The organism is Synechocystis sp. CACIAM 05 (assembly GCF_010222815.1).
GTDB lineage: Bacteria > Cyanobacteriota > Cyanobacteriia > Cyanobacteriales > Microcystaceae > Synechocystis.
The window spans coordinates 455,147-478,881 of sequence record NZ_CP019225.1; the positions used below are offsets into that span (position 1 = coordinate 455,147).

Sequence of the window (23,735 nt, forward strand, 5' to 3'; positions counted from 1 at the left end):
TTCCCTATGCAGACTGGATCTGATCAACCAGGGAATTAGGTCAACATCCACTTTCGTATCTGGTATATTTTCCTTTTGGCGGGATATTGTGTTTTCCAAGCAAATTTTGGGAAATCAAAACCTAGATGGGGCACCACAACGATGGACACCGATACTTTACTGCTAATTCTTGCCAATATCATTGTAATTATTGGCTTAGCTCGCCTGATGGGATTGCTGTTTGCCCGTTTTCAACAGCCCCCTGTGATCGGAGAAATTATTGCAGGAATTATGCTGGGGCCTTCTCTCCTCGGTCTATTGTCCCCGGCCCTAGAAAAAAGTTTTTTCCCTGCCACTACCCAGCCATTTCTGTATTTACTCTCGGAAATTGGCTTAATTTTTTATATGTTTTTGGTGGGTTTAGAGCTTAATACCCAATATCTGCGGCAAAAATTAAAGGTTGCTATTCTAACTTCTAATGTTAGTATTTTCTTTCCATTTGTACTGGGTATAGTGCTGTCTTTTTTTGTCCTCTATTCCCTCAATCAACCCAATAAAACAAGCTTTATTCCCTTTGCCCTTTTCATTGGCGCGGCCATGTCGATTACGGCCTTTCCAGTACTGGCTCGTATTTTAAAAGATACTGGTTTGCATAAAACTCCCCTGGGGACTTTGGGGTTAACCTGTGCTTCGGTGGACGACATTAGTGCTTGGTGTCTGTTGGCGATCGCCATTGCGGTGACCCGTACGGATAACATTTTCGGTGCATTTCCTACCCTCTTGGGTATCATTGTCTACACTGTCTTCATGGTCACTCTAGGGAGAAAATTTTTTAAGTATATTCTCCGCAATTATGGTCAAAAAAATTATCTCAGCCAGGGTCTATTAACTTTTATTTATATCATGGTAATTCTTTCCGCTATGCTGACGGAATGGATTGGTATTGACGTAATTTTTGGTGGATTTATTTTAGGGGCAATTTTACCAAAAAATACAAATCTAAGCACGGAATTAGCCACTAAAACCGAGGATTTTGTTTCCACCTTCCTTTTGCCTATTTTCTTTGCCTATAGTGGATTAAGTACAGACCTTGGTTTACTCAATAAGCCTTATCTCTGGGCGGTGTGTGCTTTAGTGGTGGCAGCGGCGATCGCCGGTAAATATTGCGGGGTTTATGTGACCACCAGGGCATTAGGGGTGGAAAAGCAAGAGGCTAAGGCCTTGGGCTGGCTGATGAACACGAGGGGCTTGACGGAATTAATTATTCTCAATGTGGGTCTCAAACTAGGTGTAATTTCCCCGGTGATTTTCACTATGTTTGTGATTATGGCCATCATTACCACCATTATTACCTCCCCTTTGGTAGTCAAAATTTATCCTGCCCCAGCCCGTTAAAATCCATTATTGTTTTGACTTTGACTAGGCTTAAGAATCTGTTTGAAAGCCCCCCTGACCCCCCAAATTTTGGGAAAAACTGAGTGAAATCCCCCCGTATTACCGGAGCTTTAGTGAAGAAATTTAGGGGGCAGAATAAAACTTTCTAAACACGATCTAGAACCGATAACTTTTCAACGGGTAACGGGTAATGGTTTAAATTTTAAAAATTGTCAAACACATTCCCGTACCATTGCCATTGGTAATGTCCGGGACAAAATCTAAACAGATAAATTTTCCGCCCGTTGAATAATATTTAACAGTCTGCCCACTTGCTCTGTGCCCCGCACACTAATTTCACTGTGACAGAGTACTAATTTTTCCGTCACCCTGGCCAATAAATCCCGCACAATGCGCTCAAAGCGTTCCTGGTCCCACTGCAATTGTTCCGGTTCTGTCCAGGGCTTGGGCTCCCGATGACGCAGCAACAGGGGTGATCCAAATAATTGGGATGCTCCTCCCATTTCCCACAGGCGATCGCCAGCATCAAGCCAAAAGTGCCAGCGGTGTTGGCTACGGAGTGAGCGGTATTGGTAAATAGTCGCCAGGGTAATGGCCGGCGGTGGGGGTAACCAGTCGGGAATGTCTGGTCGGGGTTGGGCGGTAACCGTGCCTTGACCAAGTAGTTGCAAAAATAGGGCCAGCTTTTCCCGGATCTGGGGCAGACTTTCTCCGCCATGGCCAGCATCGCTCTGGAGTTTGCCCTGCACCCGCCAAAAGTGCTGGAGAGTTTCCATCAATTCCCGCAAAGAGGTCAATTCCCCGTAGGCGAGTTGATGTTCCGGGGGCAGTTGTTCACGAATGGCTCTGTCCAGCATTGTGACCGGCGATAAAGTCTCCTGGGCCAGGGCTTGTTTTTGCTTGCTTAACCAATCCCGTAGAGCGCCATAGGCTTGACTGGCTTGGTAACCAAAACGGTCCCAGCGGGGATATTGCTCTATGGGCATCAGGGCCGGGGCTTGGGGATTAATGGCGTAGCAAGTGTCTGCCAGTAGCCCTGCCCGCACAGGATCGATCGCCAGCTTGATTTGACCTCCAGAGCGTCTCTCACTCAGCATCACCAACATTTCCGCCACCTGTTCCCGGCGGGCCCATTCCCCCAGGTCATACACCAAGGCTAACAGAGTTAATAAACTGCGAATTAAGGGGGCACTGCTGAGGGGTCGTTGCTCATTGAGGGCGATAATGTCGATGCCGGCTTTGTTAAAAATTTCTAAAAAACTGTAGCGGGCAATTTCGTCCAGACCGGGAGCGATGATGGCAATGTCCTGGGGCTTGATTTCTCCTTGGTGAACCGCTGCAATAATCTGATCCGCCGTTTGTCGTAGTAGTTGAGCCCGGGAAAAAGTTTGTAAGGCCTGCACTTGGGGAGGCAATATATCCGGCGATCGGGGGTCTTTGAGTAAGCCCAACACCTGGGTCGATAACTGGGGGGCCATGCCCGTTGGTCGTTCCAACCGTTCCACCTTGGCTCCTTGGGCTAATATCGCCAACGCATCGGGATCGGCATTCAACCCCAAACGCACCTGACCGTCGGGATTAAAACTAAATACAGCCCAGGAACAATGGGATCGCAACTGATGGAATAAATCCACGGCGATCGCCGGATAGTCGTCCACGTCATCGGCAAAAATTGCGTCGTAGCGTTGGCATAAATATTGTTGATATTGGGGCTTTTTCAGTAAATATTGACCATAACAATGAAAAATCAGCCCATAGGTTAAAAATCCCCTGGCCAAACACCATTGCCGCCAATGTTGCCAAAAGGCGATCGCCTCTTCTGCACTAATCTCCCCTGGGGTTACCCGGATTTCCCCTGCCGTTAATCGTTCCAGCACCTGGCGATCGGTCCAACCCGCCGCCCCCGCCAACTGACCCAAATCCAATAGGTTACGAACTAACCTAGACCTCTGGGCTGTATTTAAGGTGCTATCCCGCCCTGGGTATTGATTCTGCCATTGCTCCATCGCCAACCATTGTTCCGTTTCCGGTCGTAACTGGGTGGGGAAAAGTTGCTTGCTGATCCCTGCCTCTAGCAATAGGGGCCAAAATAAATGCACATCCTCCCTCATCAATCCTAGGGGGGTTTTGCCCATTACCGGTGCGTCACCGCCGATCTCCCGCTCTAAACTGCGGCTTAAGCGCCGTCGGGTTTGGCCATTGGCTGCCAATACCAAAGCTAATGTTGGTTGATCCAAAACCCGGTCAGATTTCAAACTTCGCCACCACTGGCCATACAACTGGGTTAATCGATGGGTTTTGCCACTGAGCGATCGCCCTTCTAGCCAGATTATTTCTGCCAAATCTTTTACCCCTGATAGTTCCCGTTGGTTCTGCTAAGATTTCCTGTATTGCTCAATCCCAAAACCTTACGGATCGAACCCTGAGCCACCGTAGTTTGGGTAGCTTGAAAGAAAACTAAAACTTTATCAGACAACTTTATCAAACAATATCTTAGCTGTTTTTTCACCCAATCATCAGTCAATGGATTTAACAAATTGGTGGCAAGGGGCAACCCAGTGGTTTGGCAGATCTTCACAAAAATCCTTGGAGCAAGCCTTCCGGTCTGCCCTAAAAATAAAAGAAATTGAAGATCAATACTTCCAAGGCAAAAAAATAGGGCCAGAAAATTGTGATTATAGTGCTGACACTGTCACCTATTTTGCCAACCAAATTCAGCGGCATCTGAGGAAAATAGAGCAGGAAATTTACCACCTCAACAGCGACCAAGAATTCGTCAAAATTCTGAGCCTAGATCCAGCAGCTAAACAGGATCCACAAACGGAATATGTTCTCAATCAATTGCAATTCATTGATGACATATTGCAACGCTATGACGGTGAACTGCCCCAGGTTAGTCCCCCCAAGCAAATTGCCAATGGGGGCGTTCTGGATTTACCCACCATAACTGCTAATAAACAACGGCAAATCAACAAAAAGCGCCGGGACGGTTTTCAATATATTCGGCGGGAAGATACCCAACAAAAAGTAGATACTGCCACCCAAAAATCCGGTGTTTTACCCCGTTCCTTCTTGCGTACCATCGACCGTCTGAAGCGGGAAATGGACCCCCAGTCCAGTGACACTGAGCAAAAGGTGCTCAAACAATATCGCAATTCTCGCTATAAAACTGCCCTCTCAATTAAGTTTGTTTTAACCTTAATTATTGTGCCCCTGCTGGCCCATCAATTGACTAAAACATTTTTTCTTTTGCCTTCGGTGGAATCATTTTTTGAGCGTAATAGTGAGGTTGTTTTTATTAACCAGAGTATGGAGACAGAAGCCTATGAGGAATTGAGTCATTTTGAAGAATCTCTGCGTTTTCGAGAATTGTTAGGTTTTGGCGAAAAACTTTCCCCCGAAGCTAAGGAAGACAAACTGGCCGAGAAAGCCAAAGAAATTTCCGAAAGTTACCGTCGGGTTAGCACCAATGCGATCGCCAATATTTTTGCTGATATTTTTTCCCTGGTGGCCTTTTCGCTTGTTTTGGTCAACAGTCAACGGGAAATCGAAGTTTTAAAAGAATTTATTGATGAAATTGTCTATGGCTTGAGTGACTCGGCTAAGGCATTCTTGATTATTCTCTTTACCGATATGTTTGTTGGTTTTCACTCTCCCCACGGTTGGGAAGTAATTTTGGCTAGTATCGCCCGTCATTTTGGTTTGCCGGAAAATCAAGATTTTAACTTTCTTTTCATTGCCACTTTCCCGGTAATTTTAGACACGGTCTTTAAGTATTGGATCTTCCGTTATCTGAATAGTATTTCTCCCTCTGCCGTGGCTACCTACCGCAATATGAATGAGTAAATGGGCAAAATAATCCCCCCTAGGCATGGTGCTCAAGGGGGAAATAAATAATTGAGGCGACTAGTTAGTAGGTAAGATTAACTAATTTATGCCCTTAAAGTCAAACTAGATCAGCTCATGGCCACGCCTTGACTGGCATAGTCAGAACGAAAATTAGCCAAAACTTTGCCTTGGATGCGGACAGCGCTGTTGACAGCTTGGTCACCACTTAAACCAATTTCTTCAGCCAAACGCACTAACAGGGATTGTTGGCGTTTTTTAATTGCTTGGGTTTTGCTGTGCAGGCGGGCCCGGACCCGGTCCTGGAAGGAAATTTGGCTGGGAGCCGCAGCGACTTCCACCTTTTTGTTGGCAGTGTACAGTTCGGGCTGTAGATCCTGAGCGGGGTTAAAGGAAACTCCCCGGTAAGTTAGATTGACGTTGGGCTGAATGACGTTCTTGGCGGTGGTGCGGCGGAAACGATAGTCCAAACCACGGTAACTGCCTGCTAGCCCCAAAACTTCGGTTTCCACTTTGGGGGAATTGTAGTCGTACTTGACTCCACGGTAACTTAATTGCATAGTGCGCTCCTAATTATTGTTGAAGGTAGAGGAGGCGCGTTCCTTCAGGAATATATCCCTACTTCCGTCTTCTTCAAAAAGAGAAGATGAACGATTTACTTTCTGTATCCATTTTTACGGTTTTTCAAGATCATGTCAAGGAATGGTCAGCAAAATACGAATTTCTTAACATTCATGTAAGATTTACTGATCATTCGGCTGGACTGCTTCAGAGTTCCGTTTTCCACGGGTGCGAGGGAGATGGAACTTGGGCTGGATGCCAACGATCTGCTAGAAGGGTTACCTTTGCCCGTTCCCTGGGGCCTTAACATTGCTTGCAGTCTTTAAAATAACCTCATTTCCATGGCCAAAATCATTAGCACCGTCAATATGAAGGGCGGAGTCGGTAAAACCACTTTGACTGTTAACTTGGCCACCTGCCTGGCTAAATATTTTCAAAAACGGGTTTTGGTGCTGGACTTGGATTCCCAAATTAGTGCCACTTTGAGCTTAATGGCTCCCCATGATTTTGCTGCAATTCGCAAAAAGGGCAAAACCTTGAGCTATCTGTTGGCCAATGCCATCCAGCCGAATCCCTACAGTAAATTGGATATTTTTGATATTATTTGCCCAGAAATTTGCCAAATTGAGGGTTTAGAACTGATTCCGGGGGATATTGAACTTTATGACGAGTATCTGGTGTCGGAAAAACTCCACCAAGCGGCGATCGCCACGGAAAATCCTAACTTTGAGACGGTGTGGAATAAATTTGAGGGTACGTTAATTAAGGAAATGCTGGCGCCAGTGCTGGAGGAATATGATTTTGTCATCCTCGACTGTGCCCCTGGTTATAATTTACTGACCCGCAGTGGCATTGCGGCCAGCGACTTTTATTTGTTGCCGGCTCGTCCTGAACCCCTATCGGTGGTGGGGATGCAGTTACTGGAAAGAAGAATTGAGAAACTGAAAGAAAGCCATAAGGCCTCCGATGATCCCCTGAATATCAATCTGATCGGAGTGGTGTTTATTCTGTCCGGCGGCGGTTTGATGAGTCGCTACTATAACCAGGTAATGCGGCGGGTACAAACGGATTTCACCCCGGGACAACTTTTTCAGCAGTCCATTCCCATGGATGTCAATGTGGCTAAGGCAGTGGATAGCTTTATGCCGGTGGTTACCTCCATGCCCAATACGGCGGGTTCAAAAGCTTTTATTAAATTAACCCAGGAATTTTTACAGAAAGTAGAAGCTTTTGGCTAAAGCAAAGCCCCCATTGATTAACAACGGGAGCTCGGCAAAAATTAATTATCGATTGGCTGGAACCTGGTCAAACCAGGGCTTTTCATCCATTGGAAAAGCGATTTTGATCATCTAGGGTCAGGAGCAAAGATCTGATCAAATATTGATCATTTATTAGGAAAGCTGAACTTTCACCACTTTATTTTTGGCTTCCTCTACTTTGGGCAAAGTCAAAGTTAGGATACCGGCATCGTAATTAGCTTTAACTTCTGTGTTTTGGATTGCTCCAGGTACAGGAATAACCCGGCGGAAACTGCCATAGCGGAACTCTGTGCGCCGCACCCCATCTTTTTCGGTGCTATGGGTATCCTGGCGATCGCCGCTGACGGTCACCGCATCCCTGGCGGCTTGGATGTCCAAATTATCGGGGTCCATGCCAGGTAATTCTAGTTTGAGCACATAGGCTTCTTCAGTTTCAGTTAGTTCTGCTTTAGGATTAAACCCTTGGCGATCGCCGTGGCGGTCCGTAGGGACAAAAACTTCTTCAAACAGTTGGTTCATCTGCTGCTGGAAATTATCCATTTCCCGCAGGGGATTGTAAAGAATGAGAGACATAATGTTAACTCCTGATGTGTGGAAGGAATTGATTACCCTTGAATGGTTCTATCTTAAAATTTCCCCTTCCAGGTTAGATTCGGTTTCCAGGAAAGAAGTTGGGGGGGATTGCCGAAACTCCACTTCTGGCCACACTTTTTAGCAAACAAAAAGACAAAAAAAGGTGAGCTTACACGTCACCTTAGGTAAATATTTGATTAGTAAAACGAAATGGTAAAAATAGCAAAGCTTCCACCGCCCTAAGAACCTGTTTGTAAGGTCTGATTCTGCCCCCTAAATCTCCTCACTAAAGCTCCGGCAATGCTGGGGGACTTTGACTTAGTTTCCCACCAAACTTGGGGGACCAGGGGGGCTTTTCAAACACGCTCTGAAGATTTTTGAAAGGAAGCCTAGATTGTAAAAAACTATAAAAACCAACCGTAGGAATGGAGACCTTTACCCAACAAATTGACTCCTAGGTAACAAATCCAAACCACTGTAAAACCACTGGCAGCCAAAATAGCGGGCTTGCGGCCTTGCCAACCTTTGGTGATGCGGGCATGGAGATAGGCGGCAAATACTAACCAGGTGATTAGGGCCCAGGTTTCCTTGGGATCCCAACTCCAGTAGGAACCCCAAGCTTCGTTGGCCCAAACGGCTCCGGCAATAATGCCAATGGTGAGCAAGGGAAAGCCCAGGCCAATAATGCGGTAACTAATATTGTCCAAGGTGTCCGCCAGGGTAAGCCGTTGGGGAGAAAGGGTGATAGCAGGGGCAGAGGTAGTTTTTTCCAACACGGCCACATTGCCCGAGTTACTGCTTACTCCTTCTAAAGCAGGACTTAAATCACCCACCGGATTGAGGTTATTCCCTTTAACCAATCCTTGTCGGAATCCTCCAGTCCCCACGGAACTACCCCGGAGCTCCACTGCCTGGCCCCTGGTGACACACAAAAAGGCGATCGCCAATAGGGAGCCCACCATGAGGGTGGCATAGCTGACCATCATCACACTGACGTGCATCATCAACCAATTGGACTTCAACGCCGGCACAAGGGGGGCAGACTTTTGCATATCGACCGGCAAAGTCAGGGCAGCAAAGGCCACAATTCCCAAGGCGATCGGGCTGGTGACTGCCCCAACAAAACGACTTTGGCTCATGCGCTCGGCAATGAAATGCACCGCCGTGATGCCCCACGCCAGGAAAAACAAGGATTCATAAAGATTACTGATGGGAAAATAACCCGCTTCTAGCCACCGAGCTCCCAACAGAGCCGTAATAGTTAAATTGGCGATCGCCATGGCCCCACTGGCCCCCTGCACTAACCATGGTTTGGGAAATACCACCGCCACCCAGTAGGCAAACATGGTCAGCAAAAGCACAAGGAACGCAGTATTGTCTAAAAAACTTTCGAGGCTGACTAGATTCATGGCAATGCACTCTAAACAAGATTAAGCAAATGGGCTTTTTAATATCCTAGCCGCTGTTGAGTTTCCGGCAACGGCGATCGCCAGTCTGGCATTTGCTTGGGCTATCACTAGAGCAAAGCCAATCAGAATCAAAGGTTTTGATCCTAGTGGGGGACCGACCCCAGGGCAAAAATCGTTGAGGGCAGATTAGTTTGGTCCTTCGCCGGTCAGAAGACTGCATTCACAGGATTCTTGCTCTAACCAGTCGGAACCTAGTTTGTGCATGGCAATCAGCACTGGCTGAATTTCCCTACCCCTGGCCGTGAGGGAATACTCCACCCTAGGGGGAATTTCTGGGTACACATCCCGATTGATAATGCCGTGGGTTTCTAGTTGCCTAAGCCTTAGGGTTAACGTTTTAGTGCTACAACCGGGCAAGGCATCTAACAACTGCCCCGTGCGTCGTTGTCCCTTGAACAGTTCCCGCAACACCAAAATAGACCACTTATTATCAAGTAAATCCACCACATGCTGAATGGGGCAAATATGTCCGGTTTCAAAACAGGGATCAGCATTGGCTTGGGTCATGGCAGTATGAAGGAAAACCTTTTCCATCAACCATTCTAACTTTCAGGGTTGGTTTCCCTACTTTACCTTGGGGGCTAAATTTCCTGGTAAACCCAGGCAGTTTAATGTTTTTTAACCTTAGCCATGGATGGAGTAATCAAACAGAGTTCTCAGCTATCAACCCAAATTTACTCATTTTCCCCAGTTGGTGGAATGGAAATCGCCCTTCTCCCCTAGATGCAGAGAAAGGGAGTTAAGAATTTTTGATACAATCGGATCTCCTATAGCAGGAGAGATTGGACGTGACCGTCAAACCGGATTGGCTCCGAGTCAAAGCACCCCAATGGCAGAGGGTGGGCAGCGTTAAGGATATTCTACGGGATTTACAATTAAATACCGTCTGTGAAGAAGCTTCCTGTCCCAATATTGGCGAGTGTTTTCAGGCCGGGACGGCTACTTTTTTGATTATGGGTCCTGCTTGCACCAGAGCCTGTCCCTACTGTGACATTGATTTTGAAAAGCGTCCCCAAGCATTAGATCCCACGGAACCGGAAAGATTGGCGATCGCCGTGAAAAGGCTCAATCTTAAGCATGTGGTGATTACCGCAGTCAACCGGGATGATTTACCCGATGGAGGAGCCTCCCAGTTTGTTAGTTGCATAGAGGCTACCCGCAAAATTTCTCCAGGCACCACCATTGAGGTTTTGATTCCAGATTTGTGCGGCAATTGGCAAGCCTTAGCGGCGCTGTTGGAAGCTGCCCCAGAGGTTTTGAATCACAATATGGAAACAGTGCCCAGGCTTTATAAACGGGTGCGGCCCCAGGCCGATTATGATCAATCCCTAGAATTATTCAACCAGGCGAAACGGATTCTGCCCAAGGTTTACACTAAGTCCGGCATTATGGTGGGGCTGGGGGAAACAGATGCGGAAGTAAGACAGGTGATGGAAGATCTACGCCGGGTGGATTGCGATATTTTGACTATTGGCCAGTATCTACAACCTAGCCAAAAACATTTGGGAGTCAAGGAATTTGTCACCCCGGAACAGTTCGACGTTTGGCGAATTTATGGTGAATCCATTGGCTTTTTACAAGTGGTATCCTCCCCTTTAACCCGCAGTTCCTACCATGCGGAACAGGTGCAGGCTTTGATGACCCGTTTCCCCCGTTAAGTTGGTCTGATCTATTCTTCTAGTCCAACTTTTTGCCGTGGAAAAATCATTTTGCCAAAGGGAATGTAGCTGCCATCGGCGATCGCCACTCCAGGGCCAAGCCCCACCCCCGCACTGATAAAAACATTATTGCCAATGGTGATCCGGTCAACGTAAAGCAAAAGGTTGTGTCGTTTTGGTTTAATGGCGTGGCCCACTAGGCTGACTTGGTGACCAAATATCACTTGGTTGCCAATGTGCAGTAAACCCCGGTCTAGGACTTGTATGCTGGGGGTCCAAAGCACGTTTTTGCCAATGCTGGATCCCCATAATCGGAGCCACAGGGAAAACAAGCCTGGGACAAAGTGTAATATTCCTTCCAGGGCAGGAAAAGTGCTATAAATCAATTGAATTTGATAGGTTCCCCACCAAGGAATGTAATTTTTTCCCACTAAATAACTCAGTCCGGGTTGGAGAGGATAGAAGAGCTGATGAATCCGATAGGTTAGCAGGGGCAGCCCATAAATAATTAATAATAATAATAGTAGCCACCACCAAGCCCTAGTCATTGCCCAGAAAATGACACAACTAAGGGCTAAAGTAATTACTAGACCGGGAAATAATGCTAGGAGTTTACTTAACAGCGTCATAGCTGGTTACAAGAACTAGTCTGGATAGCGGTACGGGGAGATTAGTTGGCTTAAGAAATTTTAACTTTAGCTATTATAAATTTTGCCTGACAATTAGATGCCGTAAGATTAAGCGATTTTTTGCATTTTTTAGGTCAATGGCCAGAAAAGCTTTTGCCACAAAGTTAATTCAAGTTTAATGCCCATTCCGGAAGAAATACTAAGTTGATTTGGTAAGGTATTTTTCAAATAGGTACCATGGATTTTGTCCCAAAGTTTTAAATTAGCACCAAAATTTCCCTTGCCGATTTGGTGATGGTGCAATCCGTGGTCTTGGGGTAAAATCAGCCAGCTATTTAAGCAGTCGTGTAACCAACAGTTTTTATTAATAATTAGGGAACTATGACGCCATAGATCCAGCAAGTAGGTGCAACTAATGGCGAGAATGTATCCCCTGGCATCGTGCAATAAATAAATTATGAGGCTATTTAGCCAAACGTAGGGCAAAAACAAGCTAGACCAAAAAGTGTTGCGTGCACAACTAACCATATCCATTTGACTAACGGTGTGGTGGACTTGGTGAATGGGAAATAGCAATTTGCTGTGTAGTGCTCGATGGCTCCAATAATAAACGTAATCAATAGCCACAAAGACGAGGAGAAATTGCCCCCCAGCAAATAGGTTAAAACTATGTTGCCAGTGGGGAATAATCAAGGAGTAAAAATTGATTACTAATAACAATTGCAGCAGGGGAATAATTGCTCCTTGTATACCTAAACTTACCCCATCTAACAACCAGTCTTGCCAAGGTTTAGTAGCTAAAAATTGTCTTTGTTGAGGTTGCAGTAAACTGAGGGCAAAAAATAACCAAAAGCTGATTAATGATGCCATTTATTAAATCCAAATTGAATTTCTAAGTTAAGTATGATTCCACTATCCCTCTCCCTAGGAACCCAACTTGAAAGCTTCTAAGAATAAACTGTAGGAAACACCCATTTTAAAAATATTTAATACTTCAGCCCGCAAGTCCCCCATCTTCACCCCCCGGCGATAGAACCAACGATTGACCAATTCACAAAAAAGCAGAATGAAGGCAGCACAAACTACGTCCCATTGGGAATTCTGACCGGCGGTGGTGGCCACGGCTGTCCCGACAAAAAAGCCGAATAAAAAGGACAATAAACTGAGGGAAATACGTCGCCAGGGATTCCTAAAAAATTGGGAAAGTTGCTGGCCACGAACTTCAACAATGGTATTTAATCGGGTGCGCTGCATGGCAAATTACCTTAAATTTCCTGGGGGGCGGGACGGTACAGAAACAGCAATGCTCAATTCTAGGCCGTCTTTGGCCATGGGGGTATGGGAAAATGTATTGTTGGTTAACTGTCATGATTGGCGATCGCCGTTTCACGGTTGGCCATTGACCCAATAAATTTTTCCGTGGTTGTTATCCCATTTTCCCCTTGAATTGCTTGGCTTTGTTTGATATTTCTTCTCCTTGGCCCTGGTTGACCCCCAGCCATGGCATTATCGCCGCCTACCTTCTGTTGTTTGCCATCGTTCATAGTGGCTTAGCCGCCCTGCGACCCTGGGGGGAAAGCAAAATTGGCGCTAGGGGCTATCGAGTTATATTTGCCCTGGTGAGTATTCCCCTGGCTACGGGATTAATTATTTATTTTTTCAACCATCGCTATGATGGTCTGCAACTCTGGCAAGTACAGGGAGTAACGGGAGTTAAACCCCTGGTGTGGATTTTGTCTGCCCTATCTTTTTTCTTCCTTTTTCCCGCCACTTTTAACCTGTTGGAAATTGCCGCCATCCAAAAACCGGAAATCCATCTTTATGAAACGGGCATTATCCGTATTTGTCGCCATCCTCAAATGGTCGGTCAAGTAATTTGGTGCATTGCCCACACCCTCTGGTTGGGAACCACTTTTACTCTGGTTACCAGCTTGGGATTAATTGCCCACCATTGCTTTGCAGTCTGGCATGGCGATCGCCGTTGGCAACACAAATATGGCGAGGCTTTTCTAGCAGTGAAACAAAGAACTTCCATCGTTCCCTTTCAAGCAATCTGGGAGGGACGGCAAACCCTAGTGTGGCAGGAATTTATCAAACCAGCCTATGTGGGGGTAATGGGTTTCATTGCCCTACTATGGTGGGGCCATCCCTGGTTGATGGTGATGACCTCCAGAGTTAATTGGTAGGGCTTGTGGTTTGGTTTAACCGCACGGAGAAGATATTCTGGGGATGCACTGTAATCTGCAATAATCCCCTAATTTTTAGGCTTAATTCAATTTTATGGACGATACTAACACCACATTACTGCTCAAGCGTCCCGTGGCCCTGAAGGTGATTGTCACTCCCCGCTGGAAAGAGGAGATGCAACAACAACTCCAAGCCCAGGTGGGCCAGATGGATAATCAGGTGCAACAGCTTGATGCCCAAAGTCAACGGGCGATCGCCGAAATTAAAAAACAAAGCTTGGTGCCTCTCCCCCCCAGTGTCAGCCAGCAAATTGAAAACATTCAAATGCAGGTCAACCAACAAAAGAGCGAAATTCTGGAGCAGAAAAACCAAGCCCTGCAACAAATGCAACAGGTGCAGTTATTGGAACTGAACCAAGAAGTCATCCAAGGACAGATGGAGAGCTTTTTCCGTATCCAAAAGGGGGACAACCTCGTGCAGAAAATGGGAGTGGAATTGGTACTGCGGGATGGGGTAGTGGAGGAAATCCGGGGTGAACTCTAGTCCAGACTAGGTTATTCGGCTAGCTAACCTGGAGATGGGAGTTGGACGAGTGTCGAGTTTTCTAAAGACTTGTAACAACTTATTTCCCAAAACCGCCCCCATATTGCAAAGTGTTGTTAATGTTTCTCACGATCTGTTTTTATCTAGGAGTTAACTATCCATGGCATTATCTGACACCCAAATTTTGGCAGCCCTAGTGGTTGCTCTCCTGCCTGCTTTCCTCGCTTTCCGTCTCTCCACGGAACTTTATAAGTAAACTAACGTCGGCCGTGTAATCCGATCCTTAGGGCGTGATCCTTTGCGCCCTATTGATTTTTAGGGGAAATGCTGGCATCTTTAGAGTCCGGTGTGAGTTGTCAGACCTCTTGCTTTCTCCGGCCTAAAAATTACCCGCCATGACTGCCCAAACTTTCAAACCCAGTAATGCCCGTCGTCCTCGCTCCAAAAGTCGTAAGCGCCCGGAACAAAAGTTTCAGCCTGAGCATAAGTGGCTAGTGTGGGAAATTCTTTTCAAGCTGGGTCTCAATGGTGTGTTTGTGGTGGTTTCCATTATGGCGATCGCCAGGCTGTTGCCCCATCAACAAGCTCAACAGGCTAAGTTAAACGAGATTCAGATGCAGGTGGAGGAAACAGAAGCCAGGGTTGAGCAACTCCGCAATGATTTCCAACGTAGTTTTGACCCCGGCCAGAGTCGCAAAATTATGGAGGAATTAAGCCCCCGCCATGACCCCAACCAAAGGAAAATTATTCTCACGGAACCGAAAGCTCCTTAATCCCCCCAAAAAAAGTAACGAGTTATCTGTAGGTGTCGACGATTTTTTGGGCCAACTGAGTATGTAGTTTATGGCTAGCTTTGTAGGCGACAAAATGGGCTTGGGGAATTTTCCCCAGTAAACTTAAATCTCCTAGTAAATCCAATAGCTTATGACGCACCGGCTCATCGGGAAAACGCAGGGGGGGATTGAGCCATTTCTCTTTGTCGCACACCAAAGCATTTTCCAAGCTACCCCCTTTAATTAGCCCGGCCTGGCGCAATTTTTCAATCTGATCCGCAAAACCAAAGGTCCGAGCAGGGGCGATCGCCGTGGCAAAATTTTCCTGATCCGGTTCCCAGGTGTACCACTGTTTACCGATGGGCAGATAGGGATAGTCCACACCGTAGCTAAAACGGGTAGTGGCACAGGGAAAAGCCGCCACAAATGCATCTTCTAGCTGGCAGGTTAAAGGGGCTGTAATCACAATGGGTTGGTCTTGGCTCTTCTTTGACCGAGGCCTGGTTCCTACTTTGGCGATCGCCGTTAACCAACTAAGGGCAGAACCATCCAGCAGGGGCACTTCCGGGCCATTAACTTCAATGCGTAAATCACCAATGTCCAGGGCCACCAAGGTTGCGAGTAAATGTTCTACTGTCCGCACTGTGGCCCCCGGTTCTCCCAACTCCGTGGAGAGCATGGCTTCCCGCACCCAAGTCAAATCTGCTGGAATAATAGGCTTTTTAGGCAAATCCACCCGCTGAAAATAGCGGCCTTTCCCCGCCGCCACTGGACAAAGGGTAACGGTGGTTTCCACTCCAGAGTGCAGTCCAACTCCCTGGACTGTCAGAGGTGCTTTGATAGTATGTCCCATGGCATTGCTCAAGATGGTTGATGGGGATACTATAGCTAGATTTAGAGCAATTTCCCGGCTTTATGACCTACTAAACATCAATTATGAGTACAGTAAATGGTTATCAATGTAATCAACGGTTAGGCTGTTTACCAATACACTGACTCTCTGGGCAACTTCGTAAGCACTTTTCTGAGGGACAATTATGATGCCTCGATGTTTTTTATCTTCCTTGATAAATTGAAGATTTAGTCTCTCAAAATCAACTCTATTATGGGTTACAAAACATCTGCCCTTGGAAACTGCAAATTCTAGTTGTTCCCGGTCAGTCTTACCTAAATTACCTTGTTCAGGAACAGTTGCAACATCCAAACCTCGGGAGCGGAGTAGTACTGCAACCAATGCGGAAATATCTTCATCAGTATAGAGCGAAGGCAATCGACTCATAGCTCGCCCAGGGAGGTTTTTACGGAACGATGTACTAACTCATTGGGTACTTGGTTTTTCTCAATATATTCATTGATTTCCACTTGATGGTCCAAATAAAAACTGAGAGCATCAAATACCTGAGCTAAGTTTAAATGGGGCAAATGAGCTGGGATTTCTTCTGGCATCACGCCTAATCGCCACAGTCCAACAATTGCACGAACGGAGGTTCGCGTACCATTAATAATCGGCTCCCCGCCTAAAATTTCCTTATCTCTGGTGACATAGCGCGAAAAAGTGTTGATTGTCATAGTACTATATCTTCAAATTTATTAACAGGACTAGATAAATCATTTTTATTTGTGAGCAAAAGACGGACATGGCAATTTTGAGACCGGCCAAGGGCCTTGTTTTAGAACGGTAGCCGACCTAACATGGCTGTCAACCCTTCCACCTGCTGGTACAGTTCCATTAGGCGATCGCCGTTGACGTGGAGTTCTGGGGTGGGATAATTTTCCAACACTTCGATTAGTCGTACCTGATTGTCTTTTTCTGCAGAGCTGATAATAGCTCCCCGCAGAGCTTCTTTATTGTCCCGCTTAGAAGGGGTGTGGATTACCTGACCCACCTGATTGAGCACATATTCCCCGGCAAAACTGTTGAGCACCCGGGAGAGGGTAACCGGATCTGCCTGAAACGGTCGATTGAGCCAACCCCGCAATTCTTCAGGGTTTTTATTGGCCATTTTTAAATAGGCTTTGAGGGAGGGGGACACTTTCCCAGTGCGGCTCAACTCCCCTAACTCCTCAATGGAGATGGATTCTCGCAAAACACTATAGGTCAGCACCACCCGTTCCGCTGCGGCCAGGGGAAGAGTTCCAGCACCAGCCAACAGGCTAGCAAACATTAAACTTAAACAAAAGTGAGGAAAACGCACATTCATAACCACTAAATCCACATATCGACAGAAAATCCTCTCTCTATACTAGAAGAATAATTTTTAATGATTGTCGCCTCCGAGGGCAGTGGAATGAGTGTCGCCTTTAATCCCCAAATTATGACCGCTGTGGAGCAGTTGGACTATGTAGTCACGGTGGGGGACGTGGCCAGCCAGGCTGGATTAGAAATTAACCAAACCCAACAGGGGTTGCTGACTTTGGCGTCAGAGGTGGAGGGCCATCTCCAGGTGGCGGAGTCGGGGGAAATTGTGTTTGCTTTTCCCAAGCAGTTCCGGACAATTCTCCGCAATAAGTATTGGCGTTTACGGTTCCAGAGTTGGCTCCAAAGCATGTGGCAGGTGTTGTTTTACCTGATCCGCATTTCCTTTGGCATTATCCTTATCCTTTCTATCCTATTGATGTTAGTGGCCATCATTGCCATTATCATCGCGGTCAATTCCAAGTCTGATAACGATAACGATGGGGGTTTTAAATTTTCCGGTGACGGTAACCGTGGCGGTGGTGGGGGAATATTTTTCTGGCCGGGGGACATTTTCTGGCTCCTCAGTCCCGATGGTGGCCGGCAAAAACAGGATAAGAAAAGATCTGATAAAAATAAAAACGAGCTTAATTTCCTCGAAGCCATTTTCTCGTTCCTATTTGGGGACGGTAATCCCAATGAGGATTTAGAAGAAAAACGCTGGCAAACCCTGGGTAGTTTAATTCGCCATAACGGTGGGGCGATCGCCGCTGAACAGGCCGCTCCCTATCTCGACAATGTAACGAAATTCAATCGGGAAAATGAGGACTACATAATTCCCGTCCTAGCCCGCTTTAATGGTTATCCCCAGGTTTCCCCCAACGGCGAATTAATTTACACTTTCCCAAACCTGCAAGTTAGCGCCCAGGAGCGCCAATCCACCACTCTGAGTGCTTACCTGCGGGAAAAACCGTGGAAATTTAGCCAAGCTTCCTCCGGGCAAAAAATAGCGGCGATCGCCTTGGGGGGAGTTAACCTAATTTTGGCCTTAAGTTTGGGGGTAATGCTGAAAACTTACGGCGCTGAGTTGGATTTGGGGACACTGGTTTATTTTGTCCAGAGCATTTACGGCGTTCTGGTGGCCTATGCAGTGGGATTCCTTGCCATTCCCCTGGTCAGGTACTTTTGGCTGCAACAACGCAATCAAAAACTAGAACAACGCAACGGCGATCGGCAACAGCGGGCCAAACTTCTGCAACCGCCCTCCCCTCCCCTCAAAGCTAAACTAGAATTTGCCCAGGAGTGGGCCACTAGCACCGTCATTACTCCGGCGGACATCACCTACCGCACCGACCAAGACTCCCTGGAGCAGGAGTTTAAACGCTTTACCCCAACCCAGGGTGACTAACAGTTGACCAACAGTTACAAAGCCTCTATCCCTAGCATTTTTTCGCTACAGTGGCCAATTGTTTCTGAGAAGCGTTAACATAAGTTAACAACTGTTTATTATCCACCCCATCCATTGCTAACCGGTGGAATATGATAACTACACTCACTATTGGAGAGTTCTAGCGTGAGCAAAAATAATAAAAAATGGCGTAACGCGGGCCTATATGCCTTGTTGTTGATTGTCGTTTTAGCGTTGGCATCGGCCTTTTTCGACCGACCGACCCAAACTAGGGAAACCCTCAGCTACAGCGATTTTGTCAATCGGGTAGAAGCCAATCAGATCGAACGGGTCAACCTCAGTGCCGACCGTACCCAAGCCCAAGTGCCCAATCCCAGCGGTGGTCCTCCCTACTTAGTCAATCTGCCCAACGACCCCGACTTGATCAATATCCTCACCCAACACAACGTGGATATTGCTGTCCAACCCCAGAGCGACGAAGGTTTCTGGTTCCGCATCGCCAGCACCCTATTTTTGCCCATCTTGCTCCTGGTGGGGATTTTCTTCCTCTTCCGCCGGGCCCAGAGTGGCCCTGGTTCCCAAGCCATGAACTTTGGTAAATCCAAAGCACGGGTGCAAATGGAACCCCAAACCCAAGTTACCTTCGGGGACGTGGCCGGTATTGAGCAAGCCAAACTAGAACTCACCGAAGTGGTGGACTTCCTGAAAAATGCAGACCGCTTCACCGAATTGGGAGCCAAAATTCCCAAGGGTGTTTTGTTGGTAGGCCCCCCCGGAACTGGTAAAACCCTGTTGGCCAAAGCTGTGGCTGGGGAAGCGGGTGTACCGTTCTTTTCCATCTCCGGTTCGGAATTTGTGGAAATGTTTGTCGGTGTTGGTGCTTCTCGGGTACGGGATTTGTTTGAGCAGGCTAAAGCCAATGCTCCCTGTATCGTCTTCATCGATGAAATTGATGCCGTTGGTCGTCAACGGGGCGCTGGCCTTGGTGGTGGTAACGATGAGCGGGAACAGACCCTCAACCAGTTGCTAACGGAAATGGACGGTTTTGAAGGCAACACTGGCATCATCATTGTGGCTGCCACTAACCGTCCCGATGTATTGGATTCTGCCTTGATGCGTCCCGGTCGTTTCGATCGCCAAGTGGTAGTAGACCGTCCTGATTATGCTGGCCGTCGGGAAATCCTCAATGTCCATGCCCGGGGTAAAACCCTTTCCCAGGATGTGGATTTGGATAAAATTGCCCGTCGTACCCCTGGATTTACCGGTGCTGACCTGTCCAACCTGTTGAACGAAGCCGCTATTTTGGCTGCCCGTCGCAACTTGACCGAAATTTCCATGGACGAAGTCAACGACGCCATTGACCGGGTGTTGGCTGGTCCTGAGAAGAAAAATCGGGTGATGAGCGAAAAACGCAAAACCCTAGTGGCTTACCATGAAGCGGGCCATGCCCTGGTAGGTGCTTTAATGCCCGACTACGATCCAGTACAAAAAATTAGCATTATTCCCCGCGGCCGGGCCGGTGGTTTAACCTGGTTCACCCCCAGTGAAGACCGTATGGAATCCGGCTTATACTCCCGTTCCTATCTGCAAAATCAGATGGCCGTTGCCCTGGGAGGCCGTATTGCTGAGGAAATTATTTTCGGCGAAGAGGAAGTTACCACCGGTGCTTCCAACGACCTCCAACAGGTAGCCCGGGTCGCCCGCCAAATGGTAACCCGTTTCGGCATGAGCGATCGTCTGGGTCCCGTAGCTTTGGGTCGTCAGGGCGGTGGGGTATTCCTTGGTCGGGACATTGCCTCTGATCGAGACTTCTCCGATGAAACCGCTGCGGCGATCGATGAAGAAGTAAGCCAATTGGTAGACCAAGCCTATCAACGGGCCAAACAGGTCTTGGTGGAAAACCGTGGCATTTTAGATCAACTGGCAGAAATCTTGGTAGAAAAGGAAACTGTTGATTCTGAAGAGCTGCAAACTCTCCTGGCTAACAACAATGCCAAATTGGCACTTCTAGTTTAAGAATCCAAGCATTGGAATTCCTAGAGTTAAAACTCTGATCAAAACATTATCCCCTTCCTGATTTACAGGTGGGGATTTTTTTGTGGGCCATTAAGAGCGTGTTTGAAAAGTCGGCATAATTGGGAAAAATGGTGAAGAATATAGAATTTTACAGCAGCGACATCAGTGATAGCCAGTAGCAATTGGTGGAATCCAATCTCCCCCAAGCAAAAAGTGGGGGAAGAAAACGGAAAACTAATCTGAGGGAAGTGCTTAATGCCATTTTTTACATGCTCAGAGCGGGTTGTGCTTGACGACTTCTGCCCCATGATTTTCCCAAATGGCGAACAGTCTATGGTTATTTCCAACAGTGGCAGGAAGACGGTACCTGGAAAAAATTGAATCCCATCCTCAGAAAGAAGATTCGACTTAAGGCCGGAAGAAATGCCAACCCTAGTGCTGGTTGTTTGGACTCACAGTCAGTGAGAAAGGCTGGCGCTGGACAAGAAAGTGGTTATGACGGTGGAAAAAAGGATTAGCCTTAAGACGATCTACAAACGTATAAAAAGCCTCATCATCATCCTGATGTTCAATAACATAAGTTCGGAGAGATTTAAAATCCATTTCGGCAAATTTTGGGTTCATGGCAAAAGCAAATTAGTTTTTGATTGGTAAGGGGGAGGCTATATCCTATCAATCAATGAGCAATAGCTGATGAAATAAAGTTAATCAACGCAGGAATATCTTTTTTGATGGCTTGCCAAACAATATCACAATCAACTTCTTTGTATTCATGGACAATTCTGTTCCTCATTCCACGGATTTCATTAAAGGGAATTTGGGGATGTTGATTTTTAAATTGTTCAGAGAGTCGATTCACTGCTTTTCCCATAATCACTATTTGGTATAAAACTGAAGATTGTGTTTTTTCATCATCAATAAATTTCTGTTTATCCATATTTTGAGTAAAAGCCAGAATTTTATTGAGAGCATGATAAAGATCTAAAATAACTTCTTAGTCACTGGACATAAATAATCTCCGCATTATCAAGAATATTTTGACGGCGAATCCAGTTTTTGCTATTTTCAATCGCTTTTTTAGAAACGAGATCAATATTTCGTCTTAGTAATCTTTTAAATTCATCTTCTATTTTAATCATATCCATCAAACTAATGTGAGCATTGGGATCAAATTTAACCAATAAATCAATATCGCTATTAACGTTAAAATCTTCTCTTAGGATGGAACCAAAAACGGATAATTCAGTAATTTTATGTTGTTGGCAAAATTGACAAAGGATTTGGAAGGAAACTCCCAACCTTTTTTCAAGATGTTGTTTATCTGTAATAAATGTCATAGGAACTCGGAAGAAAATTAATTCAGTATTCTATTTATAGGTTGGCGATCGCCGAAAGATCAGCTAGGTTGTGCGCCGAGAGTTAAAAATAATCAATCAAACTTTAATTTGCCATTTATTCTGCCCAGTTTTCTAAGGATAAATGATTAACGCGTGAAAATTCGCGAAGGTTATTGCTGACATTTGAAATTTCGCCAAGACTTGAAGCGGTTTCTTCTTAATAAGATAAATACAAATATTTGTATCCAATAAATACTTCATTTAGAATTCTTCTCGTATATCTAAGGGAGGCTGTTCCCTAGTTTCCATAAAATCATCTGAAAATTGATCTAAGCTTTCAATTAAGGATTGCCAAGGGTTATCTTTAGCAATCAAAATAATTGTACTTCCAATTTTTTTAATGTAAACTTCGCTTCCGGCTATCGTAAAGTTTTCCGGTAAAATAACGATTTGATGAGTACCATCGGTGCTAATTTTAGCGGTGTTCATAGTGTTAGTTGTTTAGTCAAGTTGATGATTTAGGTGGATTATCCACAGCCCAGGGGCCAATAATTTTTTCACCCTGTTTTTCCTTTTCAGCTAGTTCAAAATTTAGATGTAAAAGTTTCTCTAGAATGTCGTCATCTTTTTTTAATCCATAGGCTTTCATCACCAGTTGATCCAATTTTTTATGGAGCTTGTAAAGTTGACTGGCGGGTTCATCAAAAAAAGCATTATAAAGTTTGGTGATTCCCCATTGTTTGGCTTCCATTTGTTGACTGCGATATTCATGTAGATCAATCATAGCTTGGCGGATCTGTTGGGTTAGTTTTTCACTCGCTGTTTGGGGAAAGGGAAAGGTTTCAAAGCAGGTATTATGAGTGTAGCGGGTATCACCTTTTAAGGTTGAGCTTTGGGCTTTGACCCACTGACGATGAGTGTCTGATGTCAATATTCCCAACACATAAAAATCATCAGAAGCTACAACTGTGGTTGAATCAGCGGGTAAAGTTTTTGTTGATATTGGTATAAAAATGATCCATTTAGATACCCTTGGGACAACAAAACACTGCCTTATTTTGGACAGAGCATCCCTCATTAATTTGTTAGTTCTTTTAAATCGCCACCATTTTACTCGCATTACTTCTTCTCTATTCTGAAATCTTATTGGCCGTACATTCTCGTAGATATGTCTAAAAGGTTCTTTAAAAGACGATACTTCTTCTAATGTTCCATCCGCAAAATCAATAATCCATCTATCAGAGATTCCATGAGGATTATTTGCGAGTTCTCTACCAGAAGAAAATATTTTCAATACTTGTTTATTATTAGCATCAATTTGTATCCAATGTCCAGCTTTTTCTGAAGAAATCAAGAATCCTTTACCCACAGGAATAACGCCTTGAAAACATTGGTTATTATTAGTGATTATTTTTTCTGCAGACGTGAAATCTATTGTTTCTTTTAGAGATGTATTTATAAGAGAAACTTCTTGATTATCTAATGAATAAATTTTAGGTTTTTGTTTTGACCAGTTAACCAAACTTACATGGACATTTGCCTGACCAGACCAAGGTTGTGTCGAAATTGCTTCGTGAATGAAACCGCCATTTTGCAAAATATATTCTAACGATGCGGTTCTACTTTTTCCTTGACTGATGGAATTTGTACCTACCAATCCAGCCCTACCATTTTCATTAAGCTGATCATGGGCTTTCCGAAACCAATAACTACAAAAATCAACGGAATCCTTCACATCAGAAAATTTTGCAAAGACCCGTTCCATATATTCATCACCTAAAGACAGTCGTGCATATTTGCCTCCAAGGAAAGGGGGATTACCAATAATTGCATCAGCTTTTGGCCACTCATTAAACAATGCATCCTGACAAAGAATATTTTTATCTAGCGAATCCAACGGCAACGCTGGTTCTGTTAAATGAAAGA

28 protein-coding genes, 1 pseudogene and 1 riboswitch are annotated in these 23,735 nt (G+C 45.6%); of the genes and pseudogenes, 12 read left to right on the forward strand and 17 right to left on the reverse strand.

The genetic code is table 11. The features are described 5' to 3' along the window. Window positions 1-141 precede the first annotated feature (141 nt). Complete coding sequence (locus tag BWK47_RS02160) at window positions 142-1,374, forward strand: cation:proton antiporter domain-containing protein (protein WP_162327401.1); 1,233 nt, start codon at window positions 142-144, stop codon at window positions 1,372-1,374. A 260-nt stretch (window positions 1,375-1,634) separates the two neighbouring features. Here the strand turns inward: BWK47_RS02160 and BWK47_RS02165 are convergent, their stop codons facing one another. After that, on the reverse strand, window positions 1,635-3,716 hold the full coding sequence (locus BWK47_RS02165) for a hypothetical protein (protein WP_237269752.1): 2,082 nt from the start codon (window positions 3,714-3,716) through the stop codon (window positions 1,635-1,637). A 181-nt stretch (window positions 3,717-3,897) separates the two neighbouring features. Here BWK47_RS02165 and BWK47_RS02170 point away from each other — a divergent pair, with 181 nt between their 5' ends. Further along, window positions 3,898-5,220, forward strand: coding sequence for a proton extrusion protein PcxA (locus BWK47_RS02170; RefSeq protein ID WP_162327402.1), 1,323 nt, complete (start codon window positions 3,898-3,900; stop codon window positions 5,218-5,220). 110 nt (window positions 5,221-5,330) lie between these two features. On the opposite strand, the gene BWK47_RS02175 is transcribed toward BWK47_RS02170, so the two are convergent. After that, window positions 5,331-5,780: a DUF4278 domain-containing protein gene (locus tag BWK47_RS02175; protein ID WP_162327403.1), complete on the reverse strand. Its 450-nt coding sequence runs from the start codon at window positions 5,778-5,780 to the stop codon at window positions 5,331-5,333. A gap of 33 nt (window positions 5,781-5,813) precedes the next feature. Further along, window positions 5,814-5,875, reverse strand: a riboswitch (Glutamine riboswitch). Between the two features lie 247 nt (window positions 5,876-6,122). On the opposite strand from BWK47_RS02175, the gene BWK47_RS02180 reads away from it, so the two are divergent. Next, window positions 6,123-7,019: a ParA family protein gene (locus BWK47_RS02180; protein ID WP_010871623.1), complete on the forward strand. Its 897-nt coding sequence runs from the start codon at window positions 6,123-6,125 to the stop codon at window positions 7,017-7,019. A gap of 153 nt (window positions 7,020-7,172) precedes the next feature. Here BWK47_RS02180 and BWK47_RS02185 read toward each other — a convergent pair whose 3' ends face one another. The 3 genes from BWK47_RS02185 to BWK47_RS02195 form a co-directional block, all read right to left on the reverse strand. Then, window positions 7,173-7,613, reverse strand: a complete 441-nt coding sequence (locus tag BWK47_RS02185; protein ID WP_010871624.1) for an Hsp20/alpha crystallin family protein — start codon at window positions 7,611-7,613, stop codon at window positions 7,173-7,175. Between the two features lie 404 nt (window positions 7,614-8,017). Continuing rightward, complete coding sequence (gene ccsB / locus BWK47_RS02190) at window positions 8,018-9,022, reverse strand: c-type cytochrome biogenesis protein CcsB (RefSeq protein ID WP_162327404.1); 1,005 nt, start codon at window positions 9,020-9,022, stop codon at window positions 8,018-8,020. A gap of 186 nt (window positions 9,023-9,208) precedes the next feature. Further along, on the reverse strand, window positions 9,209-9,616 hold the full coding sequence (locus tag BWK47_RS02195) for a winged helix-turn-helix transcriptional regulator (protein ID WP_162327405.1): 408 nt from the start codon (window positions 9,614-9,616) through the stop codon (window positions 9,209-9,211). Window positions 9,617-9,870: 254 nt separating this feature from the next. Between BWK47_RS02195 and lipA the strand changes: the two genes are divergently transcribed. After that, window positions 9,871-10,740 carry a lipoyl synthase gene (lipA, locus tag BWK47_RS02200; protein WP_162327406.1) on the forward strand — a complete coding sequence of 290 codons (870 nt, stop codon included), beginning with the start codon at window positions 9,871-9,873 and terminating at the stop codon, window positions 10,738-10,740. Window positions 10,741-10,751: 11 nt separating this feature from the next. Here lipA and BWK47_RS02205 read toward each other — a convergent pair whose 3' ends face one another. The 3 genes from BWK47_RS02205 to BWK47_RS02215 form a co-directional block, all read right to left on the reverse strand. Further along, entirely contained in the window at window positions 10,752-11,369 is a 618-nt protein-coding gene (locus BWK47_RS02205) for an acyltransferase (RefSeq protein ID WP_010871628.1), read from the reverse strand. Between the two features lie 129 nt (window positions 11,370-11,498). Further along, window positions 11,499-12,239, reverse strand: a complete 741-nt coding sequence (locus BWK47_RS02210) for a sterol desaturase family protein (RefSeq protein WP_162327407.1) — start codon at window positions 12,237-12,239, stop codon at window positions 11,499-11,501. A gap of 54 nt (window positions 12,240-12,293) precedes the next feature. Next, entirely contained in the window at window positions 12,294-12,623 is a 330-nt protein-coding gene (locus BWK47_RS02215) for a DUF565 domain-containing protein (protein WP_162327408.1), read from the reverse strand. On the opposite strand from BWK47_RS02215, the gene BWK47_RS02220 reads away from it, so the two are divergent. The 5 genes from BWK47_RS02220 (at window position 12,622) to BWK47_RS02240 (ending at window position 14,872) form a co-directional block, all read left to right on the forward strand. Beyond that, a complete protein-coding gene (locus tag BWK47_RS02220) occupies window positions 12,622-12,780 on the forward strand; it encodes a hypothetical protein (RefSeq protein WP_158299068.1) in 159 nt (52 codons plus the stop codon). The genes BWK47_RS02215 and BWK47_RS02220 overlap by 2 nt on opposite strands. Before the next feature lie 40 nt (window positions 12,781-12,820). Continuing rightward, window positions 12,821-13,555: an NnrU family protein gene (locus BWK47_RS02225; protein WP_443081627.1), complete on the forward strand. Its 735-nt coding sequence runs from the start codon at window positions 12,821-12,823 to the stop codon at window positions 13,553-13,555. Between the two features lie 94 nt (window positions 13,556-13,649). Beyond that, on the forward strand, window positions 13,650-14,099 hold the full coding sequence (locus BWK47_RS02230) for a YlqD family protein (RefSeq protein ID WP_010871632.1): 450 nt from the start codon (window positions 13,650-13,652) through the stop codon (window positions 14,097-14,099). 160 nt (window positions 14,100-14,259) lie between these two features. After that, complete coding sequence (gene psaM, locus BWK47_RS02235; protein ID WP_010871633.1) at window positions 14,260-14,355, forward strand: photosystem I reaction center subunit XII; 96 nt, start codon at window positions 14,260-14,262, stop codon at window positions 14,353-14,355. A 139-nt stretch (window positions 14,356-14,494) separates the two neighbouring features. After that, window positions 14,495-14,872, forward strand: coding sequence for a hypothetical protein (locus tag BWK47_RS02240; RefSeq protein WP_010871634.1), 378 nt, complete (start codon window positions 14,495-14,497; stop codon window positions 14,870-14,872). Between the two features lie 22 nt (window positions 14,873-14,894). On the opposite strand, the gene lpxC is transcribed toward BWK47_RS02240, so the two are convergent. The 4 genes from lpxC to BWK47_RS02260 form a co-directional block, all read right to left on the reverse strand. Beyond that, window positions 14,895-15,725: a UDP-3-O-acyl-N-acetylglucosamine deacetylase gene (gene lpxC, locus BWK47_RS02245; protein ID WP_162327409.1), complete on the reverse strand. Its 831-nt coding sequence runs from the start codon at window positions 15,723-15,725 to the stop codon at window positions 14,895-14,897. 81 nt (window positions 15,726-15,806) lie between these two features. Then, window positions 15,807-16,151 (reverse strand): DUF5615 family PIN-like protein, encoded by a 345-nt coding sequence (locus tag BWK47_RS02250; RefSeq protein WP_162327410.1) that lies wholly within the window; start codon window positions 16,149-16,151, stop codon window positions 15,807-15,809. Beyond that, window positions 16,148-16,441 carry a DUF433 domain-containing protein gene (locus tag BWK47_RS02255; RefSeq protein ID WP_162327411.1) on the reverse strand — a complete coding sequence of 98 codons (294 nt, stop codon included), beginning with the start codon at window positions 16,439-16,441 and terminating at the stop codon, window positions 16,148-16,150. The genes BWK47_RS02250 and BWK47_RS02255 overlap by 4 nt, the downstream gene beginning before the upstream one ends. Before the next feature lie 101 nt (window positions 16,442-16,542). Continuing rightward, window positions 16,543-17,073 carry an alpha/beta hydrolase gene (locus BWK47_RS02260; protein ID WP_041425771.1) on the reverse strand — a complete coding sequence of 177 codons (531 nt, stop codon included), beginning with the start codon at window positions 17,071-17,073 and terminating at the stop codon, window positions 16,543-16,545. Between the two features lie 60 nt (window positions 17,074-17,133). Here BWK47_RS02260 and BWK47_RS02265 point away from each other — a divergent pair, with 60 nt between their 5' ends. The 3 genes and pseudogenes from BWK47_RS02265 to BWK47_RS02275 form a co-directional block, all read left to right on the forward strand. Then, window positions 17,134-18,456 carry a hypothetical protein gene (locus BWK47_RS02265; protein ID WP_162327412.1) on the forward strand — a complete coding sequence of 441 codons (1,323 nt, stop codon included), beginning with the start codon at window positions 17,134-17,136 and terminating at the stop codon, window positions 18,454-18,456. Window positions 18,457-18,621: 165 nt separating this feature from the next. Next, window positions 18,622-20,472, forward strand: coding sequence for an ATP-dependent zinc metalloprotease FtsH3 (gene ftsH3, locus BWK47_RS02270; RefSeq protein WP_010871638.1), 1,851 nt, complete (start codon window positions 18,622-18,624; stop codon window positions 20,470-20,472). 182 nt (window positions 20,473-20,654) lie between these two features. Beyond that, window positions 20,655-20,984, forward strand: a pseudogene (locus BWK47_RS02275) (transposase); the annotation flags it as partial. Here BWK47_RS02275 and BWK47_RS16795 read toward each other — a convergent pair. From BWK47_RS16795 to BWK47_RS16970, 5 genes are all read right to left on the reverse strand, one after another. Continuing rightward, on the reverse strand, window positions 20,905-21,096 hold the full coding sequence (locus BWK47_RS16795; RefSeq protein WP_204250513.1) for a DUF6887 family protein: 192 nt from the start codon (window positions 21,094-21,096) through the stop codon (window positions 20,905-20,907). The pseudogene BWK47_RS02275 and the gene BWK47_RS16795 overlap by 80 nt on opposite strands. Before the next feature lie 52 nt (window positions 21,097-21,148). Then, a complete protein-coding gene (locus BWK47_RS02280; protein ID WP_257793044.1) occupies window positions 21,149-21,460 on the reverse strand; it encodes a HepT-like ribonuclease domain-containing protein in 312 nt (103 codons plus the stop codon). Window positions 21,461-21,470: 10 nt separating this feature from the next. After that, window positions 21,471-21,809 (reverse strand): nucleotidyltransferase family protein, encoded by a 339-nt coding sequence (locus BWK47_RS02285; RefSeq protein ID WP_162327413.1) that lies wholly within the window; start codon window positions 21,807-21,809, stop codon window positions 21,471-21,473. A gap of 261 nt (window positions 21,810-22,070) precedes the next feature. Further along, window positions 22,071-22,298 (reverse strand): antitoxin, encoded by a 228-nt coding sequence (locus tag BWK47_RS02295; protein WP_162327415.1) that lies wholly within the window; start codon window positions 22,296-22,298, stop codon window positions 22,071-22,073. Window positions 22,299-22,314: 16 nt separating this feature from the next. After that, window positions 22,315-23,735: type IIL restriction-modification enzyme MmeI (locus BWK47_RS16970; RefSeq protein ID WP_162327416.1), on the reverse strand; the 1,421-nt coding region annotated here is incomplete at its 5' end.